A 16266-nucleotide genomic window follows, 5' to 3' on the forward strand; every position below is an offset into this window, starting at 1 on the left:
CAGGCGCTGTAGCCTGGATGGAGCGCGGCGAAATCCGGGTCCGCTGCTCCCGCGTGTCGCTTTGCTCATGCGGGCTGCGAGACTTGCGCTTGGCACGACTGCGCATCTCACATACGCTTTGCCTCAGCCCGCGCCAATCAATCATAACAGACGGGCATCGAGGACACACCATGGAGCACATCCGCGTCTGCACCCACGCAGGACCGGGCTCGGAGCCTGTGATCCGCACCGTGCCGTGGCCGAAGGTCGGCCGCAAGGCTGCGCTGATCAAGATCGGCGCCTGCGGGGTCTGCGGCACCGACCTGCACATCCTCAAGGGACACTGGCCGAAGCCGCTGCCCTGGCCGTTCACGCTGGGCCATGAGCTCGGTGGAATCATCGTCGAATGCGGCGACGAGTTCACCGAAGACTTCATGAGCAAGCCGTTGACCGTCGGCTCGAAGGTGATGATCCCGCCGCTGATGCCGTGCGGCCGCTGCTATTACTGCATCCATTATCCGCAGACCGCCAACAAGTGCCTGACGCCGGTCTATTACGGCCGCTATCTCGGCTTCGACAAGGCGCCGCACATGTGGGGCGGCTGGGCCGAATATGTCTATGTCGACCTCGACATGCTGCCGGGCACCAAGATTTACAAGCTGCCCGACGACATGTCGTTGCGGCTGGGCGCGCTGTCGGAGCCGCTGACTTCCTGCATCCGCGCCTTCAACCGCGCCAGCCGTGCCGGCGGTTTTTCCTGGGGCGACACGGTGGTGATCCAGGGCTCCGGCCCGATCGGCATTCTCGCAGTCGCGGCCGCAAAAGAGATGGGGGCAGGGCGGGTGATCTGCGTCGGCGCGCCGGAGGAGCCGCGGCTCAAGCTCGCGCGTGAGTTCGGCGCGGAGGCGACGGTGAATATCGACGAGCTGAAGTCACCGCAAGAGCGCATCGCGCACGTGCGCGAGATCGTCGGCGGCTTCGGCGCCGATCTCGTGATGGACTGCTCGGGCCATCCGACCGCCGGCCCCGAAGGCATCGAGATGCTGCGCGACGGCGGCACCTATGTCGAGATGGGCCAGTTCACCGATGCCGGCTCGATCGAGACCTCATGGCATCGCATCTGCACCAAGGACCTCAACGTGCTCGGCTCCTGGGGCTTTACCGGCAACGACCTGCCGCTCGGCGTGGACATGCTCTACCGCACGGCGGGCAAATACCCCTGGCTGAAGATGCAGACGATTTACCCGTTCACGGAAGAGGGCGTCGCGCAGGCGGTGAGGGATGCGATGGCGATGAAGACGGTGAAGTCGACGATCGTGCCGTGGCCGGAACTGGTGGAGTGAAGATCTGTAGCTCGGATGAGCGAAGCGATATCCCGGGCCTTGGCGGGGATTTCCTGCTTCCGCGACCCAGACGGCAATCTATTGGAGGCTACGCGGAGATCTGAGCAGGAGCGATGCCCCAAAAGTTCCATCCGATATCCCCGAACTATCCACGCAGAGGTGAAACTTAGGCCCAAGTTCCGACTTTCACTTCGCGGGAGAGGTGCCGTGAAGCAAATCCTGAAACCTGTCACTTACATCCTGGCTGCGATCTACTTCCTGGTGGATGCGGTCTTCATGGCCGTGGCGAGGCCGATTGGGCGCTGGATCGGGCGGCATTTCGAATTCAGGCGATTGCGCGCCTGGATCAAATCGCTGCCGCCTTATCCGTCGCTCGCCTTGTTCTCCGTGCCCGTCGTTCTTCTGGAGCCGGTCAAGCCGGTTGCTGCGTACCTCGCCGCAACCGGTCAGGTCCTGAGCGGTGCCGTGACTTTCATTGTCGGCGAATTGCTCAAGCTGGTGCTGGTCGAGCGCCTGTTTCATCTCACGCGCGACAAGCTGATGCGAATTCCCGCTTTTGCCTGGACGTACGGAAAATACGCCGCGGCGAAGGCGTGGCTGCAGGCGACCGAAGCCTGGCGCGCCATCCGAGCCCTGGCCCGCGCGGCCAAGAACATCGTTGCGCGCGCAAGAGCCAAGCTGGTCGGCAGCTTCAGCAAACTGGCGACCTCCAGGGATTAAGGTCGCGCCAGGCGCGTTGCTCGCTACGCGAGTTTGCGCGCCGCGGCGGTTGCCTTGTCGCCCGTGTTCGGCGTGCCGGTCGGCTCGATCAGCATCAGGTGAACCTCCTCGCGCGCCACCGGGCGATGCTCGACACCTTTGGGCACGACGTAGAGCTCACCCGGACCGAGCGTCACCGTGCGATCCTGCAATTCGATGTCCAGATTGCCCTTCAAGACGAGAAAGAAATCGTCGGTGTCGTCGTGCTTGTGCCAGGTGAATTCGCCCTTCACCTTCACCACCATCACGTCGCAATCGTTGAAGGTCGTAATCGTGCGCGGAGACCAATAATCCCCAAAGGTCGCGAGCTTGTCGGCAAGCGATATGCTGTCGGTCATGTTTCACCCGTTGCTCTCTCGTGAGGCACGATTTGGGATCAAGTGGCGGGCGCGACAAGACTTGCATCCGGTCAATCGCGTGATCCTGGCTGGCGAGATCCAAGGGGCGCCGGCTAAGTCGGCGGGGCGCCGCTCCCCGTATCGATCTCGCTTTCCTTCACCACCGCCGCACCCACCACCTTCGTGCCCTCCAGCTCCCGCACGATCCGCTCATCGGGCCCCACGACGCCGAGATCGAATTCGCGATCCGGCGTGACGAGGATCATGCGCTGGCCGACGATCACGACCACCGTCATGTTGCTGGTCTCGCCTTCGACGGCCCATGCGCGGATGTCGTCGGCGTAGGGCTGCTTGCGCCAGGCGTCGGGAAAGCCCGGGTCGGATCGGACTTCGATACCATCCTCGGACGTGGTCAGGACCAGCTTCGACCGGCTCGGCTTCCAGCGCTCGTCGAGGAGATCGTTGACCAGCCACAGGCAGGCGAAGTTCTCGCATTCGGCCGGCCGCTCGGCGTAGATCGCGCAGCCGCGGCCGGGCTTGCAATGCCGGCACCAGGCATTCGCGGGCTTGGCCAGCGCTTCGATGGCCATCACCTTGCAGCAGAGCGTGCAATCGCCGCAGGTGCGTTTGACGGAAGAGATCATGCGCGCATTCCCAGCACGTCCAATCGCGCACAATTTAAGCGAGGCGGCCGCGAAAATCAGCCGCTTTGGAGCAAAAGCTCACTATATGCAGCAAAACGGACCGGAAACGCTGCATGTAGTAGGTCGGGCCGCCGGTAAGCTTATTCGCGATGTCGCCAAAGCCATGCGTCATAGGCATGGTGATTTGCCCGCGCTTGGCGTAAAGAGCGTCCAAATCAAATCACCACGCGTGCGGCCGGACCATTTGCCGAGCACGCAGCTTCAGGTCGCGCGGCTCGACGTTCCGCGCCTGGACCAACCAAGGTTTATCCCGTGTCATTCCCGACCATGAGTCCGCCGCTCGCCCGAGCTTTGGCCGAGCGCAACTACGACCGTCCGACCCCCGTTCAGCTCGCCGTGCTCACCGAGGAGGCCGCAGGCCGCGACCTCCTGGTCTCGGCCCAGACCGGCTCCGGCAAGACCCTCGCTTACGGACTGGCCCTGGCCAAGGATCTGCTTGACGGTATCGAGCGGTTCGAGCGGGCGGGCGCGCCGCTCGCCCTGATCGTGGCGCCGACCCGCGAGCTTGCCTTGCAGGTTCAGCGCGAACTGGCCTGGCTGTACGAGCATGCTGACGGGCGCGTCGTCTCCTGTGTCGGCGGCATGGATCCGCGGCGCGAGCAGCGCGAGCTGGCGGCCGGCGCGCACATCGTCGTCGGCACGCCGGGCCGGCTGTGCGATCATTTGCGCCGCGGCCGTCTCGACATCTCCGAATTGAAGGCCGTCGTCCTCGACGAGGCCGACGAGATGCTCAATCTCGGCTTTCGCGAGGACATGGAGTTCATCCTCGAGACCACGCCGGAGACGCGCCGCACCCTGTTGTTCTCGGCGACCTTTCCGCGCGGCATCGTCGCGCTGGCCAAGCAATATCAGCAGCAGGCGTTCCGGATCGAGGTCGCGGGCGACGAAGGCGGTCACGCCGATATCGAGTATCGCGCGATCCGGATCGCTCCCGCCGATGTCGAGCACGCGGTGGTCAACGTGCTGCGCTTCTTCGAGGCGCCGAGTGCCCTGGTGTTCTGCAGCACGCGCGATGCCGTCCGGCATTTGCAGGCGGCACTGCTGGAGCGCGGCTTCTCCGTCGTCGCGCTATCGGGCGAATTGACGCAGAACGAGCGGACCCTGGCGCTCCAGTCGCTTAGGGACGGGCGTGCCCGCGTCTGCGTGGCAACCGACGTCGCCGCCCGCGGCATCGACCTGCCGAGCCTTGACCTCGTCATTCAGGCCGATCTGCCCAACGACGCCGAAGTCATGCAGCATCGCTCGGGCCGTACCGGCCGTGCGGGGCGAAAGGGCACGAGTGTCCTGCTGGTGCCGCCCGCACGGCGGCGGCGTGCGGAGCTGCTGCTCAATCTCTCAGGCATCGACGCGGTCTGGGGAACGGCACCCCAGGCGGACGAGATTCGCAAGCTCGATCACGAGCGCATGAAGGACGTGCTCTTCACCGAGGAGACGACCGCCGACGATCTGGTGCTGGCGCAGGCGCTATTGGCCGAACGGTCGCCCGAGGATATCGCCGCGGCGCTGGCGCGGCTCTATCGCGCGCGGCTCCCGTCGCCAGAAGACATCATCGATCCCGGCGAGCGGGCTGGCCGGCCGCGTGACGATCGCGGTCGCGACAATGTCCGGGCCCAGGGCGGCGATGATCGCCCCGAAAGAGCCCGCCCCAAATCGGGGAAATCGTCGTCGAAGCACGGCATGGCGGAGGGTAGCGTCTGGTTCCGGGCCAACATCGGACGAAGAAAGAATGCGGAAGCACGCTGGCTGTTGCCAATGATTTGCCGTCGTGGCGGCATCGACAAGGGCGACATCGGCGCCATCAAGATCATGGACACGACAACCGAGTTCGAAATTTCCGAGCGGGTCGCGGACTCCTTCGCTGCCAAGATCAAGCGTCCGGACAAGGAAGACAATATCCGCCTCGAGCCGATGGCGGATGCGCCGCAGCGGCAAGCGCCTTCGGAAGAGCGGTCAAAGCCGCCTCGGCGCGAGAGCGGTGACAGTGATCATCGTGAACGTCGCGACGATCGCCCGCGCGAGGCGGGATTCAAGCCGCGCAGCAAGGCTTTCGGCGAGCGCGGGCCGAAATTCGACGATGCTCCTGCTTTCGGGAAGAAAAAGAAGCATAAGAACAAGCCCGGCCACGCCGGACAGCCGCCTGCGGTCACTGCGTGGCCTGTGAAGGGCGCGCCCGGAAAGAAGGCAAAGAAGAAGCATCGGGGCTGAAATACCCCGCGTGTCCTGGCCGGAACGAATGAACGCCGCTGGCACGAACCAGCGGCGTTCCCGCAAGATCGGGTGGGCTTAGCGGCCGCCGCCACCACCGCCGCCGCCTCCGCCACCACCACCGCCGCCGGCATCACGCATCGCCGAATTGTAGCGAGGGTCGGTCTGCTTCATGTAGATCGGCGAGGTATCGTGAGTGAGGCGAACGACGCGTCGTCCGGCCTGCTGCTGCGGCACTTCGACAAAGCCGGCGCAGCCCTCGAAGAAGGCCGTGTCGCAGCCATAGGTCCGCAACTGCACCGCGTTGGCGCTGGTCGCCGTGAACGCGGTCGCCGCAACGCATGCAATGAAAGCAACTTTCGACAATGAGAGTCTCATTAAATTCTCCAGCCTCGGGTCGGCGAGACCGGAACGGCTCGCACGAACCTTCGACGGAAGCTGATCGAAACCGGTTCGAGCCGGTGGCTTCACGCCCGCGTGAGCGGGGAATCGGACGGCGAGCTCATGTGCCGGCGCTCGACCGCTCCGTGAGATCGCGGAGCATGTAGGTCGCGCTGGCGCCGTAGGATTCGAGCTTTGCGCGCAGCTCCGCATCCGCCGTGACGGGCCGAAAGCCGAAACGTTCCCACAGCGGCCGCGTGGCGTAGACCGAGACCAGCGCGAGAGCCGCGATGCCCGACGCGCGCGCCAGGTTCTCGATCGTTTCGACATAGGCACGCGCTATGCCGCCACGATGATCCGGCAGCACGGCGACGTCGTGCACGTAGAGGCAGTCCGCGTCATCGGGCAGTCGTTCGAGGAATCCATCGAGCGGCGGAATCCGGTGCCGACGCCAGGGATGCGATATCCCGTAGCCGGCGATCTCGTCGTCCGCGATGAGCACACGGCAGCCATCGGGATAGAGCCGCATCTTCTCCGCGAACACCTCGAGGCGTTCAGGCAGACCAGGATGGATGCGCGCTGCGATCGCGCCAATCGCGGGCAGGTCGGAGGCGTGCGCGGGACGCCAATGCAGCTTGCTCATGTCGGTCCGTCTCACTCATTCCAGTTTATTCCGGCGCAATGATGCGTGCAGCGAAAAATTTCTTTGCCGCGCTCAAAGGAATACGACGGCTCGCGCGGCGTCCTACCCATGCAAGCCAATTGCATGACAGGAGAGATCATGACGACATCCCCGATCCGCCTCGCGCTCACGCTCGCCGTGTCGCTCGCAATCATTCCCGCCGCGTTCGCCGCGCCGCCGACGAAAACCGGCAAGACCGACAAGGGCAGCGTGCTCACTGACGCCAAGGGCATGACGCTCTACACCTTCGACAAGGACGCGGACGGCAAGTCGGCCTGCAACGGTCCGTGTGCGACGAACTGGCCGGTGCTGAAGGCCGAGGCCAGCGATGCCGCCGGCGACGGCTACACCATCATCACGCGCGACGACGGCTCCAGGCAATGGGCCTACAAGGGCAAGCCGCTCTATACTTTCGCCAAGGATACCAAGCCCGGCGACATCACCGGCGACGGTTTCCTCAACGGCGCCTGGCATCTGGCGATGCCGTGAGCGATTGACAGCACGGGCCGGGGATCGCCGTGGCAGGCGATGTCCGGCCCGATAGCGCAGGCGGCGTGTCGCGCGAGGGACTCTATCGCGCCGGGGGAGGGCTGGCGGCCGCTTCCGGCAGTTCCGGCGTCGCGTCCTTGGGGTCGTACCAGCTTGCCGCGTCCGAGCGCCAGATGTGAGCGCGCGCGGGGCCCGCGACCGGCGTATCCAGGCATCCCATGCGCAACAGCACGTTCGGCTGCGCGATCCGTTCCGCCATGATGTGCGAGCCGCAGCGGGTGCAGAAGCGGCGGAATTTGCCGGGCGAGGACTCGAACGCGGCGAGCAGCTCGTCGCCGCGCACCCACCGGAACGCCGCGCGTGGCACCGGCATCACGCTGGAAAACGCCGAGCCGTGCGTCTTGCGGCAGGTCTGGCAATGGCAATGCACGAAGGGCGAGGGCTCCGCATCCACTTCATACGCAACGGCGCCGCACAGGCAACTTCCGGTCAGCATGCTCTTCCCATAGATCAAATCCTTTTGGAGCGCACAGCTTAGCCGCGCGGGCCGCGCCGGTGAAGCTGTCAAAACGAACTCGCCAGCCCGTGCGCGAACTGCAATGATGGCGCGGAGCACGCGCAAGTTCGCCTGCATGCCTTGTAATCGGCGGATTCATCGCCATTTCGAGCTGACACCCAGCAAAAAGGCATTTCGAATGAAATTCCGTGTCGGATTCGAAATGCTCTACGATTTCCCGCAACCGACTCCGATGATCATGGTGCTGGGCACGCATTTCACGCGCGCCTCCGATGTCATCGTGCCGGACTTCCTGACCACCACGCCTGCGGTCGAGATCACGCCCTATCGGGACATGTTCGGCAATTGGTGCAGCCGCATGGTCGCGCCGGCCGGTCGCATGCGCCTTGCAGCAGATGGCGTGGTTCGCGACAGCGGCCTGCCAGATCCGGTGGTTGCGTCGGCGGTTCAGCACAGGATCGAGGAGCTGCCTTCCGATACGCTGGTTTATCTGCTCGGCAGCCGCTACTGCGAGACCGACCGGCTCTCGGAGATCGCCTGGAAGCTGTTCGAGAAGACGCCTCCGGGGTGGGCGCGGGTGCAGGCGATCTGCGATTTCGTTCACTGCCACATAGCTTTCGGCTACGAGCATGCGCGCGCGACCAAGACGGCGTGGGAGGCATACCAGGAGGGCAAGGGCGTCTGCCGCGACTATGCCCACCTCGCCATTGCGTTCTGCCGCTGCATGAACATTCCCGCACGGTATTGTACCGGCTATCTGAGCGACGTCGGCACGCCGCAGCCTTGGGCGGTGGGCGATTTCGCCGGCTGGTTCGAGGCCTTCATCGGCGGGCGCTGGCACACTTTCGACCCGCGCAACAACGTGCCGCGGCAGGGCCGCGTCCTGATCGCTCAGGGGCGCGATGCCTGCGACGTTCCGATCACGCAGACCTTCGGCCCGAACGAGCTGGTCAGCTTCAAGGTCTGGACCGACGAGATCGCATGATGCTCGGTCATTTCCATTCGCCGGCGAGCTTGGCTCACGCAGCCGGCGCCGGCACCAGTCCGTAGCGCAGCATTGTCTCTTTCATCTTCACGGGATCGGGTGGCGCGCCGGCCGACAGGAGCGCTGCCATCTCGGTGAAATATTGCGGTCCCAGCACCCCGGGGCTCAGGATGCACAAGCATGTCGCAGGCCCCGCCGAACGGTTGGTAAAGCCGTGCACGATGCCGCGCTTGATGAAGACTGAGGCTCCGGGGCCAACATCGGTCTGCTGGCCGTCGATCGTCCAGGTCGAGACGCCGGACAGCCCGTAGATCGTTTCGTCCCAGCGGTCGTGATAGTGCGGGATCGGCATCCGCGCATTCGGCTGCAACGTCATTTCGAAGATGTCGACGCTGCCGCCGGTGTCGTCCTTGCTGTGCAGGAAGCGGAGCTCGAGCGTACCGAAATTGATGATGTCGGGCATGGCTGCTTCGTCCAGGTGAGAGAGGCTGCATCGAGATTGTGGCGCTCGCTCGCGTCGAAACGAAATCTACCGCAGCCCTTCATACACCATCAGCCCGCGTAGACCGGCCAATTTGTCGCACAGGGTCCGTTGCAGGCCAACTTGCCGGCTGCGCAGGCGGTAGAACATTCCGGCTCAAACGGCTCCGGGGATCGACGCCTCTGAATAGCTCGCCGGCGCTGATCTGAAGTTGGCGCATGCAATTGCCGCAACTTTAAGGGCGCAGGATTCTCGCTGCGCCGCTTCGTCGCAATATTCGAATAAATTCAAAGCGAGAGTCCGAAAGCGAACCGAAGCGTCGATTGTCGTCGGCCATAGTTGGCTCCGGCAGGGGGCGAGAGCGGAATATCCGCAGCAGCATCCCACCATCGTGAAAGTAGGGGCAGTGGCGTCCCGTTGCAGCACGCACCTGGACGCGTCGGGGAGTCTTCAATCCATCATCTAGTTTCGCTTGAAAGGATGAAAGCCCGTGAGTGATGCCGATATGAAAGTCGAGACGAAAGCCGCTCCGCTGAATGGGACGGCGAACGGAAATACAAAGCTCAAGTTCGACATGCCGTTTTTCAACATCCAGGCGATCTTCGGCGATCTCGCCGCGCCGGCCGCGACACGGGCCAAGGCAAATTTCGAGCAGATGAAGGTGACGTCCGAGGAGATTACCGCGGCACTCTGCGACGCCTGTTCGACCAGTGCCAAGCGTTCCGCCGATTACGGCACCAAGGTCATCGAAATATCCAACGCCAATACCAGCTCCGCGCTGGAATTCTTCTCCCAGCTTGCGGATGCGAGGTCGTTTGCGGACCTCGTGAACCTCTCCACCGCCCACGGTCGCAAGACCTTTGAAGCGGCTTCCGCCCAGAATCGGGAGCTTTGGGATCTGGCCCAGAAGGTCGCGACCGAGACGGCCGAGCCGATCAAGAACAGCTTCAACCGGGTTCTGCATAGGGCTGCTTGAATCGAAGCTACTGGCCACGTGGATCGGCTGGACGAGCGTCTTCGCGAGAAGAGACGCCGTCCAGCCGATGGCGGCCAGCCTCGCCGTGAGGTGATGCCAAGCTGGAGGGAAATCAGGGATGGGTATGGTGATGATCAAGTGCCCGGAAACGGGGAGCGCTATTCCGACAGGCATCGAGGTGGATAGCGACAAGTTTCGCTGCAGCGCGGTCTTTTTCTCGCGCACCTATTGCCGGATGTGCGCGGCGACGCACGAGTGGTTCGCCAGGGAGGCCTGGGTCTACGAGTCGGTCTTGGCGAACGGGAAGTCCGGGGGCGGGCAGCCATTCCGCGCCGGCGCGGCGTGAAGGAGCCTTACCGCATCCTGCGACACGATCCGATCGATCCTGCGGCTCATCACCTTGTAGCATTCGCAAGCGACGACCTCGAGCCGTTGCCTGTCGATCTCGAGCTGGCCGCGCCGATTGGATTTGATGGCCCTTGATGCTCGCAGTGCGCTCACGACGTGCGTGACCGTGGTGCGCCGGACGCCGAGCAGTTCCGACAGCGTCTCCTGGGTCAGGGGCAGGATGTCACCGCCATCCGTCCGGTCGTGAATGTGAAGCAGCCAGCGGGCGAGGCGCGCTTCGACGGAGTGCAGCGCGTTGCAGGCCGCGACGTGCAGGAATTGCGTCATCATCGCCCTGGTGACAATCTGAACCGCGTTTGCGATGGCGGGACTGCGTTCGAGCGCCGCTTGAAATCGCGCGGGTGAGATCTGCAGTGCGGTCCCGGCCACGCGGACAACCGCCGTCAGGGGAGATCGGACGGGGCCGAGCGCCGTCATGAGTCCGACGGCGCCGTCGTTGCCGATCACCGCGGTTGCGGCCGTCTGTCCGTTCGGCAACTCCATGATGAGGGCGATCGCGCCGCTGCAGGGGAAGTAAAGGTGCTCGATCCGGTCGCCCGATCGAACGAGCACTGCGTCGTGCAGGAGCGGTACTTTCCGTAAATGCGGTGCAAGCAAAGCGAAGTCGGCCGGCGGTAACGCAGCTAACAGGCGATTACCAACTCTTGTCGCGCGCTCCATCACGGGAGTAGCCCCTCGACGGAGGCTCGGCGGCGGGCGAAAGCATCGTCACCGGCCGAGCCGCGTTGCCGCGCCGACACTTGCCACGGCAAGTGGACAAACGCACTTCGGCAGGTAAGGTTCCAATAACGGATCGCGCGCCGCGCGCCGACGCGGTCTGACCTTCAATCGACTCGCGCGCTGAAAACTTGGTCGGCCGTTTGCAAAGACTGCGCGCGCGACACGAGGGCTGCTCCTACCGCAACCCCTCATACACCATCAGTCCGCGTGCGATCTGCAATTTGCGGATGGCGCGCGGCAGTAGCTTCTCCGGCTGGTGCAGATAGCGCCAGGAGGTGAGGGTGAACGGGCCAAGCGCGCCGCATTCGTCGTCGAAGGGGGCGAGCACGCCGGTCACGCTCACGGGGGTGTGCGGTCGGGCGTTGAAAGGCAGCAGCAACAGTTCGAGATGCGCCTTGCTGCCGTCCTCGCGCGCGGCGGTGACGCCGGCGATGGCGCCGAGCGTCTCGTCGGCGACGACAGTCGTGATCTCCCCGATCTCGCTGCGGCTGGCCTCAGTGAACAGCGCCGCAAAGCTCTGGTCCTTGAGGTCGAGCCCGGCGAGCGCACAGACGCGCGTGCCGGCGACGCGGAACGGAAACCCGAGGTTCTGTTCGCAGGACAGCACGAAGATGTCACCGAGCAGGCCGCGGACTGCGGCCGGGTCGATGTCGGCCCGGTCGGGGGCCCGCGCCGCGCCGCGCTTCTTGTCCCAATACGCGAAGAATGCGCGGCTCGACGGATGTTTCATGACTGAACGCTTACCCCGGGACCACACCATGTGGGACAGACCTGTCCCGCTTCAGTGCACCCGCGATCCCTTCTGTTGTTGTGCAGGAGGGGATTTGCAGCGTCCATGCCGCAGGGGCGTTTTCACGCCTGTTAAGCCGGTCTTTGCGTTGTTAACGTTAAATTAACTATGCGCTTTGCGTGTCCCGCAGCCCCGCTATGGTGACCGCGGTCGCAAGCCTCGCCGCTTTTCTCCAGGTTCTCGGCGGGGCCTGTACACAGGCGTCAAACAGTTTGGTCACGGGCCGCGGGGAGGGGTGGGGATACACCTTAATCCCTGGGGGTACCGGAAGTCCGACACGGACAGGCAGGGCTTTCCCAGGGCCCTGCCTTTTCCTTTTTCAGGCACACTCTCTCGTGCCCCGGACGCAGCGCAGGCCGTTTCGTTTGCTCGCGAGGATATAGACGAAGAAGGCGGTTTGCATGGGCGTGAGGCAGATCGTTGCAGCTACCTAAAGTTGTGCAATTCGAACCCGCTGCCAATCTGGGTCCCGGCTCGGCGGCGCGTCACTTCGTGCCGCACCTTGTCCGGGACACGAGATCGGTCCGGATCGCTAAGGCTCCGTGTCCCGGACGCAGGGCAGCGCCTTAGCGATGCACTGCTGAGCCGGGACCCAGTGCCTCGCTCGGTTCGAGACGAGCCCTCTTCACGATTTCCTTTTGTGCACTTGCGCGAGGCCGGCAAAGGCGACTATCTCCAAGCGTATCGCTCCGATTGCGCCTGAAAGCGAAGCCGCCTTGGATTCCCCGCAAGATTCGCACGATGCTCAGCCGGACGTGCCGGCCCTTGTTGAGGCGGCTCCGCGCGAGCCGATCCTGACGCTGCCGTTCGCGCTGACCGCCTATATCGTCCTGCTGGCGCTGATCCATCTGCGGGTGCTGCTGCCGCCGGAACTGGAGAACTGGACTATCGATGTCTTCGGCTTCATCCCGAAGCGCTACGATTCCTCGCTGCTCAACCTGCAGATCCCGGGCGGCGCCGGCGCCAAGGTCTGGAGCTTCGTCACCTATTCGCTGCTGCACGCCAATCTGACCCATCTCGGCTTCAACGTGCTGTGGCTGCTGCCGTTCGGCAGCGCGCTGGCGCGGCGTTTTGGCGCGATCAGGTTCTTCCTCTTTCTCGCGGTGACGGCGGCGGCCGGCGCGCTCGCCCATCTCGTCACCCATGAGCATGCGGTGGCGCCGATGATCGGCGCTTCGGCCTCGGTGTCGGGCGCGATGGCGGCGGCGATCCGCTTTGCCTTCGTCCGCGGCAGCTTCCTGTCGTTCAGCCGTTCGGACGCCGATACCGCCGCAAAGGTTCCAGCCCTGCCGCTGTCGCGCGCGCTGCGCGACGGGCGGGTGGTCGGCTTCCTCGCGGTGTGGTTCGGCGTCAACATCATCTTCGGCGTCGGTGCGATCGGGGTCGATGCCGAGACCACGAGCGTCGCCTGGCAGGCGCATATCGGCGGCTTCTTCGCCGGCCTGTTGCTGTTCGCGCTGTTCGATCCGGTACCGCGCGTGCGAAGCGATGCTGCGGATGCGTCATCACAGGACGTTTCAGACCGTATTTGAAGCGGCGCTTGCGGCGCGGCCCGAATTCATCCATCATTCGCGTGAAGAATGTTCCGAAGCGACAAGCGGGTAGCGGCTTTGCTTCGTAAAGCGCCTGAGCGTGAAACCGGCGCTGAAACTGTTAGTTGAAGACTCGAGGAACAAGTCCCGACTGCCAAAAGGCGGACGGCTCCGATTCAGGGAGGCGACAATGACGGTACGTTCCATTCTCAACACCAAGGGCCACCAGATCATGAGCGTCGAGCCCGACGCCAAGCTGGCCGCCGCGATAAAGCTGCTCGGTGAGAAGAAGATCGGTGCGGTGCTGGTGATGAACCAGAGCCGGCTGGAAGGCATCCTGTCCGAGCGCGACATCGTGCGCGTGATCGGCGAGCGCGGCGCCGGCGCGCTGGACGAGCCGGTCTCCCAGGTCATGACCCGCAAGGTCGTGACCTGCAAGGAGACCGACACGGTCGCCGAGCTCATGGAGACGATGACGACAGGCAAGTTCCGCCATCTGCCGGTGATCGACAACGGCAAGGTCGTCGGCCTGATCTCGATCGGCGACATCGTCAAGCGCCGTGTCCAGGAATACGAGTCCGAGCAGGAAGCTCTGCGCGACTACATCAAGACGGCCTGACCGCCGTCACTCGCCGGCTTTGGGCGCCGCGCCCTCGGGCGGCGGCGCCAGCGCGTGGATCGCCTCCTGGATCGAGTCCAGCGCACGCTCGGCGGCGCGGGTGCCCAATGCGATGAGGTCGTCGGTGCGGTGGAAGTCGAACCAGCCGAACTGGCCGACCCGCGGCGTGATCAGCAGGTCCGGAGGATCGCCGGCGAGGCGGGCGCGGGTGATGCGGTCCTGCATGATGTTGAAGGCATCGACCATCACCGAGGAGAGGCCGGGCCGGTCCCCGCCGCCGAAGAACTCGCGCTTCACCGTCTTCTCAGGCGAGAAGAATCTCGGGAAGCGCCGTTTTGGCGTCGTCTCTTCGGCCGCAGGTGCGGCCGGTCCGGGTGCCGCGCCGTGCGAATAGACCGTCGTCGAATAGGTGAAGATGTCGCTGGAAAGATTTGCAGCGATGACGATTTCAGCGCCGAGCGCGCGGGCGGCGGAGACCGGCACCGGATTCACCAGCGCGCCGTCGACCAGCCAGCGATCGCCGATCAGCACGGGTGAGAAGATGCCGGGCAGGGCGTAGGAGGCGCGCATCGCGTCGACCACGCGGCCGCGTGTCAGCCAGATCTCGTGGCCGGTGCGAACCTCGGTCGCGACGGCGGCGAACTTGATCGGAAGGTCCTCGATCAAGGTCTGGCCGCACGCTGCCTCGAGCCGGGTCGCCAGCTTCTCGCCGCCGATCAGACCGGAGCCGTTGAGGCGGATGTCCAGATAACCAAGGATGTTGCGCATGCCTTGCAGACCGCGGCCCCATTCCTCCAGCGTATCGAGCTTGCCGGACGCGTAGAGGCCGCCGACCACGGCGCCAATCGAGGTGCCGACCACGACATCGGGCACGATACCGTTGGCGAGCAGGGTCCTGATGATGCCGATGTGGGCGAAGCCCCGCGCTGCGCCGCCGCCAAGGGCAAGGCCAATGACCGGCCGGCGGATGCTGCCGAGGCCGATCTTCTCGCTGTTCGAGCCATTCGCGCCGCGGCCCTTCAATCTGTCCAGCACCAAAACTCTCCTACGCGTGGCCAGCCGCACCACCAGACTAGGCATAGCACCTGCTGTGCGCCAGAACCGGGGCGAAGCATGGTTTATGCCGCTTTGGAAAGGGCGCTGGGCAGGAGTATGGCGAGGGGCGGTTGCCTCCTGTCTAATCACGCAGGCGTCAACCAGGTTCCATCAAACCGTGGCGGGGCCGTATTTCCTGGGGCTTCAGAGGCTTGAATTTGCCGCGTTTTCGGTGAAAAGCAGGTGGCATGACTATCGGGGGTGACGGCATCATCGGATGGCGGCGCAGCGTATCGCTGCTGCCGGCGCTGATCCTTGCCGCGTGCCTCGTCATCCTGGGCCAAGGTGTTGCCCAGGCGCAGCTTTTCTCCGATCGGCCGCCGCCGGTGCCCCCCGCATCGGTGCCCGACCCCGGCGGCGCCGTCAGCCTGGCGCCGCCCTCCGGGCCGGGGGCGGCTCCCCCCAGCCTGCCGCCGACCCTGACCCAGCCGATTTCCCCCAGCATGCCGCCACCCGCGGTCACGACCGTGCCGCCGGCCGCGCCGCTCAATGCGGCGGCGCCGGGACAGGGTGTGCTGTCGCTGACCGCGAAATACGGCAAGGACTCGGCCCCGATCACCAGCGGCCTGGTCTGGCGTGTCTTCGCCGACCGTCCCGACGAGAACGGCACGTTCAAGCTGATCCGGGAGGACCGCAACGCGACGCCCAACATCGTGCTGCCGCCCGGCAATTACGTCGTGCACGTCGCCTTCGGGCTCGTCAGCGCGGTGCGCACCGTCAGCCTGAAGGCCGAGACCGACCGCGAATCCTTCGTGCTGCCGGCAGGCGGCCTGCGCATCGAAGGCCGCGTCGGCACCAGCCGCATCCCGCAGAACCAGATCTCGTTCGCGATCTACAAGGGCAGCCAGTTCGAGTCCGGCGAGCGCGCCTCGCTGGTGCCGAACGTCGCGGCCGGCGACGTCGTGCTGCTGCCGGAGGGCACCTACTACATCATCTCCAACTATGGCGATGCCAACTCGGTGGTGCGCTCGGACATTCGCGTCCAGGCCGGCAAGCTCACAGACGTCACCATCACCCATCGCGCCGCAGTCATCACGCTCAAGCTCGTCAGCGACAGGGGCGGCGAGGCCCTCGCCAACACCGCCTGGTCGGTGTTGACCCCCGGCGGCGACGTCATCAAGGAGTCGATCGGCGCCTTCCCGCGCGTCGTGCTCTCCGAAGGCGAATACCGCGCCATCGCCAAGAACGAGGGCAAGGTCTACGAGCGCGGCTTCAACGTCGTCAACGGCGTCGACGGCGAAGTGGAAGTCGTCGCGCGCTAGT

General features: G+C 64.8%; 19 protein-coding genes. 10 read left to right on the forward strand and 9 right to left on the reverse strand.

Annotated features, from left to right (window positions below; all coding sequences use genetic code 11):
* Positions 1-170 precede the first annotated feature (170 nt).
* Both AB5K84_RS18445 and AB5K84_RS18450 read left to right on the forward strand, forming a co-directional pair.
* Positions 171-1322 carry a zinc-binding dehydrogenase gene (locus AB5K84_RS18445; protein ID WP_028175838.1) on the forward strand — a complete coding sequence of 384 codons (1152 nt, stop codon included), beginning with the start codon at positions 171-173 and terminating at the stop codon, positions 1320-1322.
* Between the two features lie 207 nt (positions 1323-1529).
* Positions 1530-2042, forward strand: a complete 513-nt coding sequence (locus AB5K84_RS18450) for a hypothetical protein (RefSeq protein WP_162603612.1) — start codon at positions 1530-1532, stop codon at positions 2040-2042.
* Positions 2043-2065: 23 nt separating this feature from the next.
* Here the strand turns inward: AB5K84_RS18450 and AB5K84_RS18455 are convergent, their stop codons facing one another.
* Both AB5K84_RS18455 and AB5K84_RS18460 read right to left on the reverse strand, forming a co-directional pair.
* The gene (locus tag AB5K84_RS18455) at positions 2066-2419 is read right to left on the reverse strand and encodes a cupin domain-containing protein (RefSeq protein ID WP_110116449.1); all 354 of its coding nucleotides are present in this window, start codon (positions 2417-2419) and stop codon (positions 2066-2068) included.
* 113 nt (positions 2420-2532) lie between these two features.
* Positions 2533-3009 carry a hypothetical protein gene (locus AB5K84_RS18460; RefSeq protein ID WP_246790628.1) on the reverse strand — a complete coding sequence of 159 codons (477 nt, stop codon included), beginning with the start codon at positions 3007-3009 and terminating at the stop codon, positions 2533-2535.
* Between AB5K84_RS18460 and AB5K84_RS18465 the strand changes: the two genes are divergently transcribed.
* The gene (locus AB5K84_RS18465; protein ID WP_162603448.1) at positions 3002-3394 is read left to right on the forward strand and encodes a hypothetical protein; all 393 of its coding nucleotides are present in this window, start codon (positions 3002-3004) and stop codon (positions 3392-3394) included. The two genes, AB5K84_RS18460 and AB5K84_RS18465, sit on opposite strands and share 8 nt — an antisense overlap.
* Entirely contained in the window at positions 3391-5328 is a 1938-nt protein-coding gene (locus AB5K84_RS18470) for a DEAD/DEAH box helicase (RefSeq protein ID WP_049832603.1), read from the forward strand. The genes AB5K84_RS18465 and AB5K84_RS18470 overlap by 4 nt, the downstream gene beginning before the upstream one ends.
* A 78-nt stretch (positions 5329-5406) precedes the next feature.
* On the opposite strand, the gene AB5K84_RS18475 is transcribed toward AB5K84_RS18470, so the two are convergent.
* Positions 5407-5706, reverse strand: a complete 300-nt coding sequence (locus AB5K84_RS18475; RefSeq protein WP_162603611.1) for a hypothetical protein — start codon at positions 5704-5706, stop codon at positions 5407-5409.
* Positions 5707-5830: 124 nt separating this feature from the next.
* Entirely contained in the window at positions 5831-6352 is a 522-nt protein-coding gene (locus AB5K84_RS18480) for a GNAT family N-acetyltransferase (protein WP_028175844.1), read from the reverse strand.
* 138 nt (positions 6353-6490) lie between these two features.
* On the opposite strand from AB5K84_RS18480, the gene AB5K84_RS18485 reads away from it, so the two are divergent.
* Positions 6491-6880, forward strand: a complete 390-nt coding sequence (locus AB5K84_RS18485) for a COG4315 family predicted lipoprotein (RefSeq protein ID WP_038967889.1) — start codon at positions 6491-6493, stop codon at positions 6878-6880.
* A gap of 82 nt (positions 6881-6962) precedes the next feature.
* Here AB5K84_RS18485 and AB5K84_RS18490 read toward each other — a convergent pair whose 3' ends face one another.
* Positions 6963-7376: a GFA family protein gene (locus AB5K84_RS18490; protein ID WP_210268978.1), complete on the reverse strand. Its 414-nt coding sequence runs from the start codon at positions 7374-7376 to the stop codon at positions 6963-6965.
* Positions 7377-7575: 199 nt separating this feature from the next.
* On the opposite strand from AB5K84_RS18490, the gene AB5K84_RS18495 reads away from it, so the two are divergent.
* Positions 7576-8382: a transglutaminase-like domain-containing protein gene (locus AB5K84_RS18495; protein ID WP_110116445.1), complete on the forward strand. Its 807-nt coding sequence runs from the start codon at positions 7576-7578 to the stop codon at positions 8380-8382.
* 34 nt (positions 8383-8416) lie between these two features.
* Here AB5K84_RS18495 and AB5K84_RS18500 read toward each other — a convergent pair whose 3' ends face one another.
* Complete coding sequence (locus AB5K84_RS18500) at positions 8417-8845, reverse strand: cupin domain-containing protein (RefSeq protein WP_110116444.1); 429 nt, start codon at positions 8843-8845, stop codon at positions 8417-8419.
* Between the two features lie 508 nt (positions 8846-9353).
* Between AB5K84_RS18500 and AB5K84_RS18505 the strand changes: the two genes are divergently transcribed.
* On the forward strand, positions 9354-9839 hold the full coding sequence (locus tag AB5K84_RS18505; RefSeq protein WP_011088303.1) for a phasin: 486 nt from the start codon (positions 9354-9356) through the stop codon (positions 9837-9839).
* Positions 9840-10118: 279 nt separating this feature from the next.
* Here AB5K84_RS18505 and AB5K84_RS18510 read toward each other — a convergent pair whose 3' ends face one another.
* Both AB5K84_RS18510 and AB5K84_RS18515 read right to left on the reverse strand, forming a co-directional pair.
* Positions 10119-10910 carry a Crp/Fnr family transcriptional regulator gene (locus AB5K84_RS18510; RefSeq protein WP_011088302.1) on the reverse strand — a complete coding sequence of 264 codons (792 nt, stop codon included), beginning with the start codon at positions 10908-10910 and terminating at the stop codon, positions 10119-10121.
* A gap of 232 nt (positions 10911-11142) precedes the next feature.
* Positions 11143-11697, reverse strand: coding sequence for a PAS domain-containing protein (locus AB5K84_RS18515; RefSeq protein WP_028175850.1), 555 nt, complete (start codon positions 11695-11697; stop codon positions 11143-11145).
* Positions 11698-12473: 776 nt separating this feature from the next.
* Here AB5K84_RS18515 and AB5K84_RS18520 point away from each other — a divergent pair.
* Both AB5K84_RS18520 and AB5K84_RS18525 read left to right on the forward strand, forming a co-directional pair.
* The gene (locus AB5K84_RS18520; protein ID WP_060908042.1) at positions 12474-13289 is read left to right on the forward strand and encodes a rhomboid family intramembrane serine protease; all 816 of its coding nucleotides are present in this window, start codon (positions 12474-12476) and stop codon (positions 13287-13289) included.
* Between the two features lie 190 nt (positions 13290-13479).
* Positions 13480-13908 carry a CBS domain-containing protein gene (locus tag AB5K84_RS18525; RefSeq protein ID WP_011088299.1) on the forward strand — a complete coding sequence of 143 codons (429 nt, stop codon included), beginning with the start codon at positions 13480-13482 and terminating at the stop codon, positions 13906-13908.
* Positions 13909-13914: 6 nt separating this feature from the next.
* On the opposite strand, the gene AB5K84_RS18530 is transcribed toward AB5K84_RS18525, so the two are convergent.
* On the reverse strand, positions 13915-14943 hold the full coding sequence (locus AB5K84_RS18530) for a patatin-like phospholipase family protein (protein WP_028175852.1): 1029 nt from the start codon (positions 14941-14943) through the stop codon (positions 13915-13917).
* A 248-nt stretch (positions 14944-15191) separates the two neighbouring features.
* Here AB5K84_RS18530 and AB5K84_RS18535 point away from each other — a divergent pair, with 248 nt between their 5' ends.
* A complete protein-coding gene (locus tag AB5K84_RS18535) occupies positions 15192-16265 on the forward strand; it encodes a hypothetical protein (protein WP_011088297.1) in 1074 nt (357 codons plus the stop codon).
* Position 16266 lies beyond the last annotated feature (1 nt).

This window comes from Bradyrhizobium sp. 1200_D9_N1_1 (assembly GCF_052075915.1).
In the GTDB taxonomy this organism is placed as follows: Bacteria; Pseudomonadota; Alphaproteobacteria; order Rhizobiales; family Xanthobacteraceae; genus Bradyrhizobium; species Bradyrhizobium diazoefficiens.

Coding starts and splice junctions, on each gene's coding strand:
- AB5K84_RS18445 (WP_028175838.1), top strand. CDS start 171: ATGGAGCACATCCGCGTCTGCACCCACGCAGGACCGGGCTCGGAGCCT.
- AB5K84_RS18455 (WP_110116449.1), bottom strand. CDS start 2,419: ATGACCGACAGCATATCGCTTGCCGACAAGCTCGCGACCTTTGGGGAT.
- AB5K84_RS18465 (WP_162603448.1), top strand. CDS start 3,002: ATGGCCATCACCTTGCAGCAGAGCGTGCAATCGCCGCAGGTGCGTTTG.
- AB5K84_RS18460 (WP_246790628.1), bottom strand. CDS start 3,009: ATGGCCATCGAAGCGCTGGCCAAGCCCGCGAATGCCTGGTGCCGGCAT.
- AB5K84_RS18470 (WP_049832603.1), top strand. CDS start 3,391: ATGAGTCCGCCGCTCGCCCGAGCTTTGGCCGAGCGCAACTACGACCGT.
- AB5K84_RS18475 (WP_162603611.1), bottom strand. CDS start 5,706: ATGAGACTCTCATTGTCGAAAGTTGCTTTCATTGCATGCGTTGCGGCG.
- AB5K84_RS18480 (WP_028175844.1), bottom strand. CDS start 6,352: ATGAGCAAGCTGCATTGGCGTCCCGCGCACGCCTCCGACCTGCCCGCG.
- AB5K84_RS18485 (WP_038967889.1), top strand. CDS start 6,491: ATGACGACATCCCCGATCCGCCTCGCGCTCACGCTCGCCGTGTCGCTC.
- AB5K84_RS18490 (WP_210268978.1), bottom strand. CDS start 7,376: ATGCTGACCGGAAGTTGCCTGTGCGGCGCCGTTGCGTATGAAGTGGAT.
- AB5K84_RS18495 (WP_110116445.1), top strand. CDS start 7,576: ATGAAATTCCGTGTCGGATTCGAAATGCTCTACGATTTCCCGCAACCG.
- AB5K84_RS18500 (WP_110116444.1), bottom strand. CDS start 8,845: ATGCCCGACATCATCAATTTCGGTACGCTCGAGCTCCGCTTCCTGCAC.
- AB5K84_RS18515 (WP_028175850.1), bottom strand. CDS start 11,697: ATGAAACATCCGTCGAGCCGCGCATTCTTCGCGTATTGGGACAAGAAG.
- AB5K84_RS18525 (WP_011088299.1), top strand. CDS start 13,480: ATGACGGTACGTTCCATTCTCAACACCAAGGGCCACCAGATCATGAGC.
- AB5K84_RS18535 (WP_011088297.1), top strand. CDS start 15,192: ATGACTATCGGGGGTGACGGCATCATCGGATGGCGGCGCAGCGTATCG.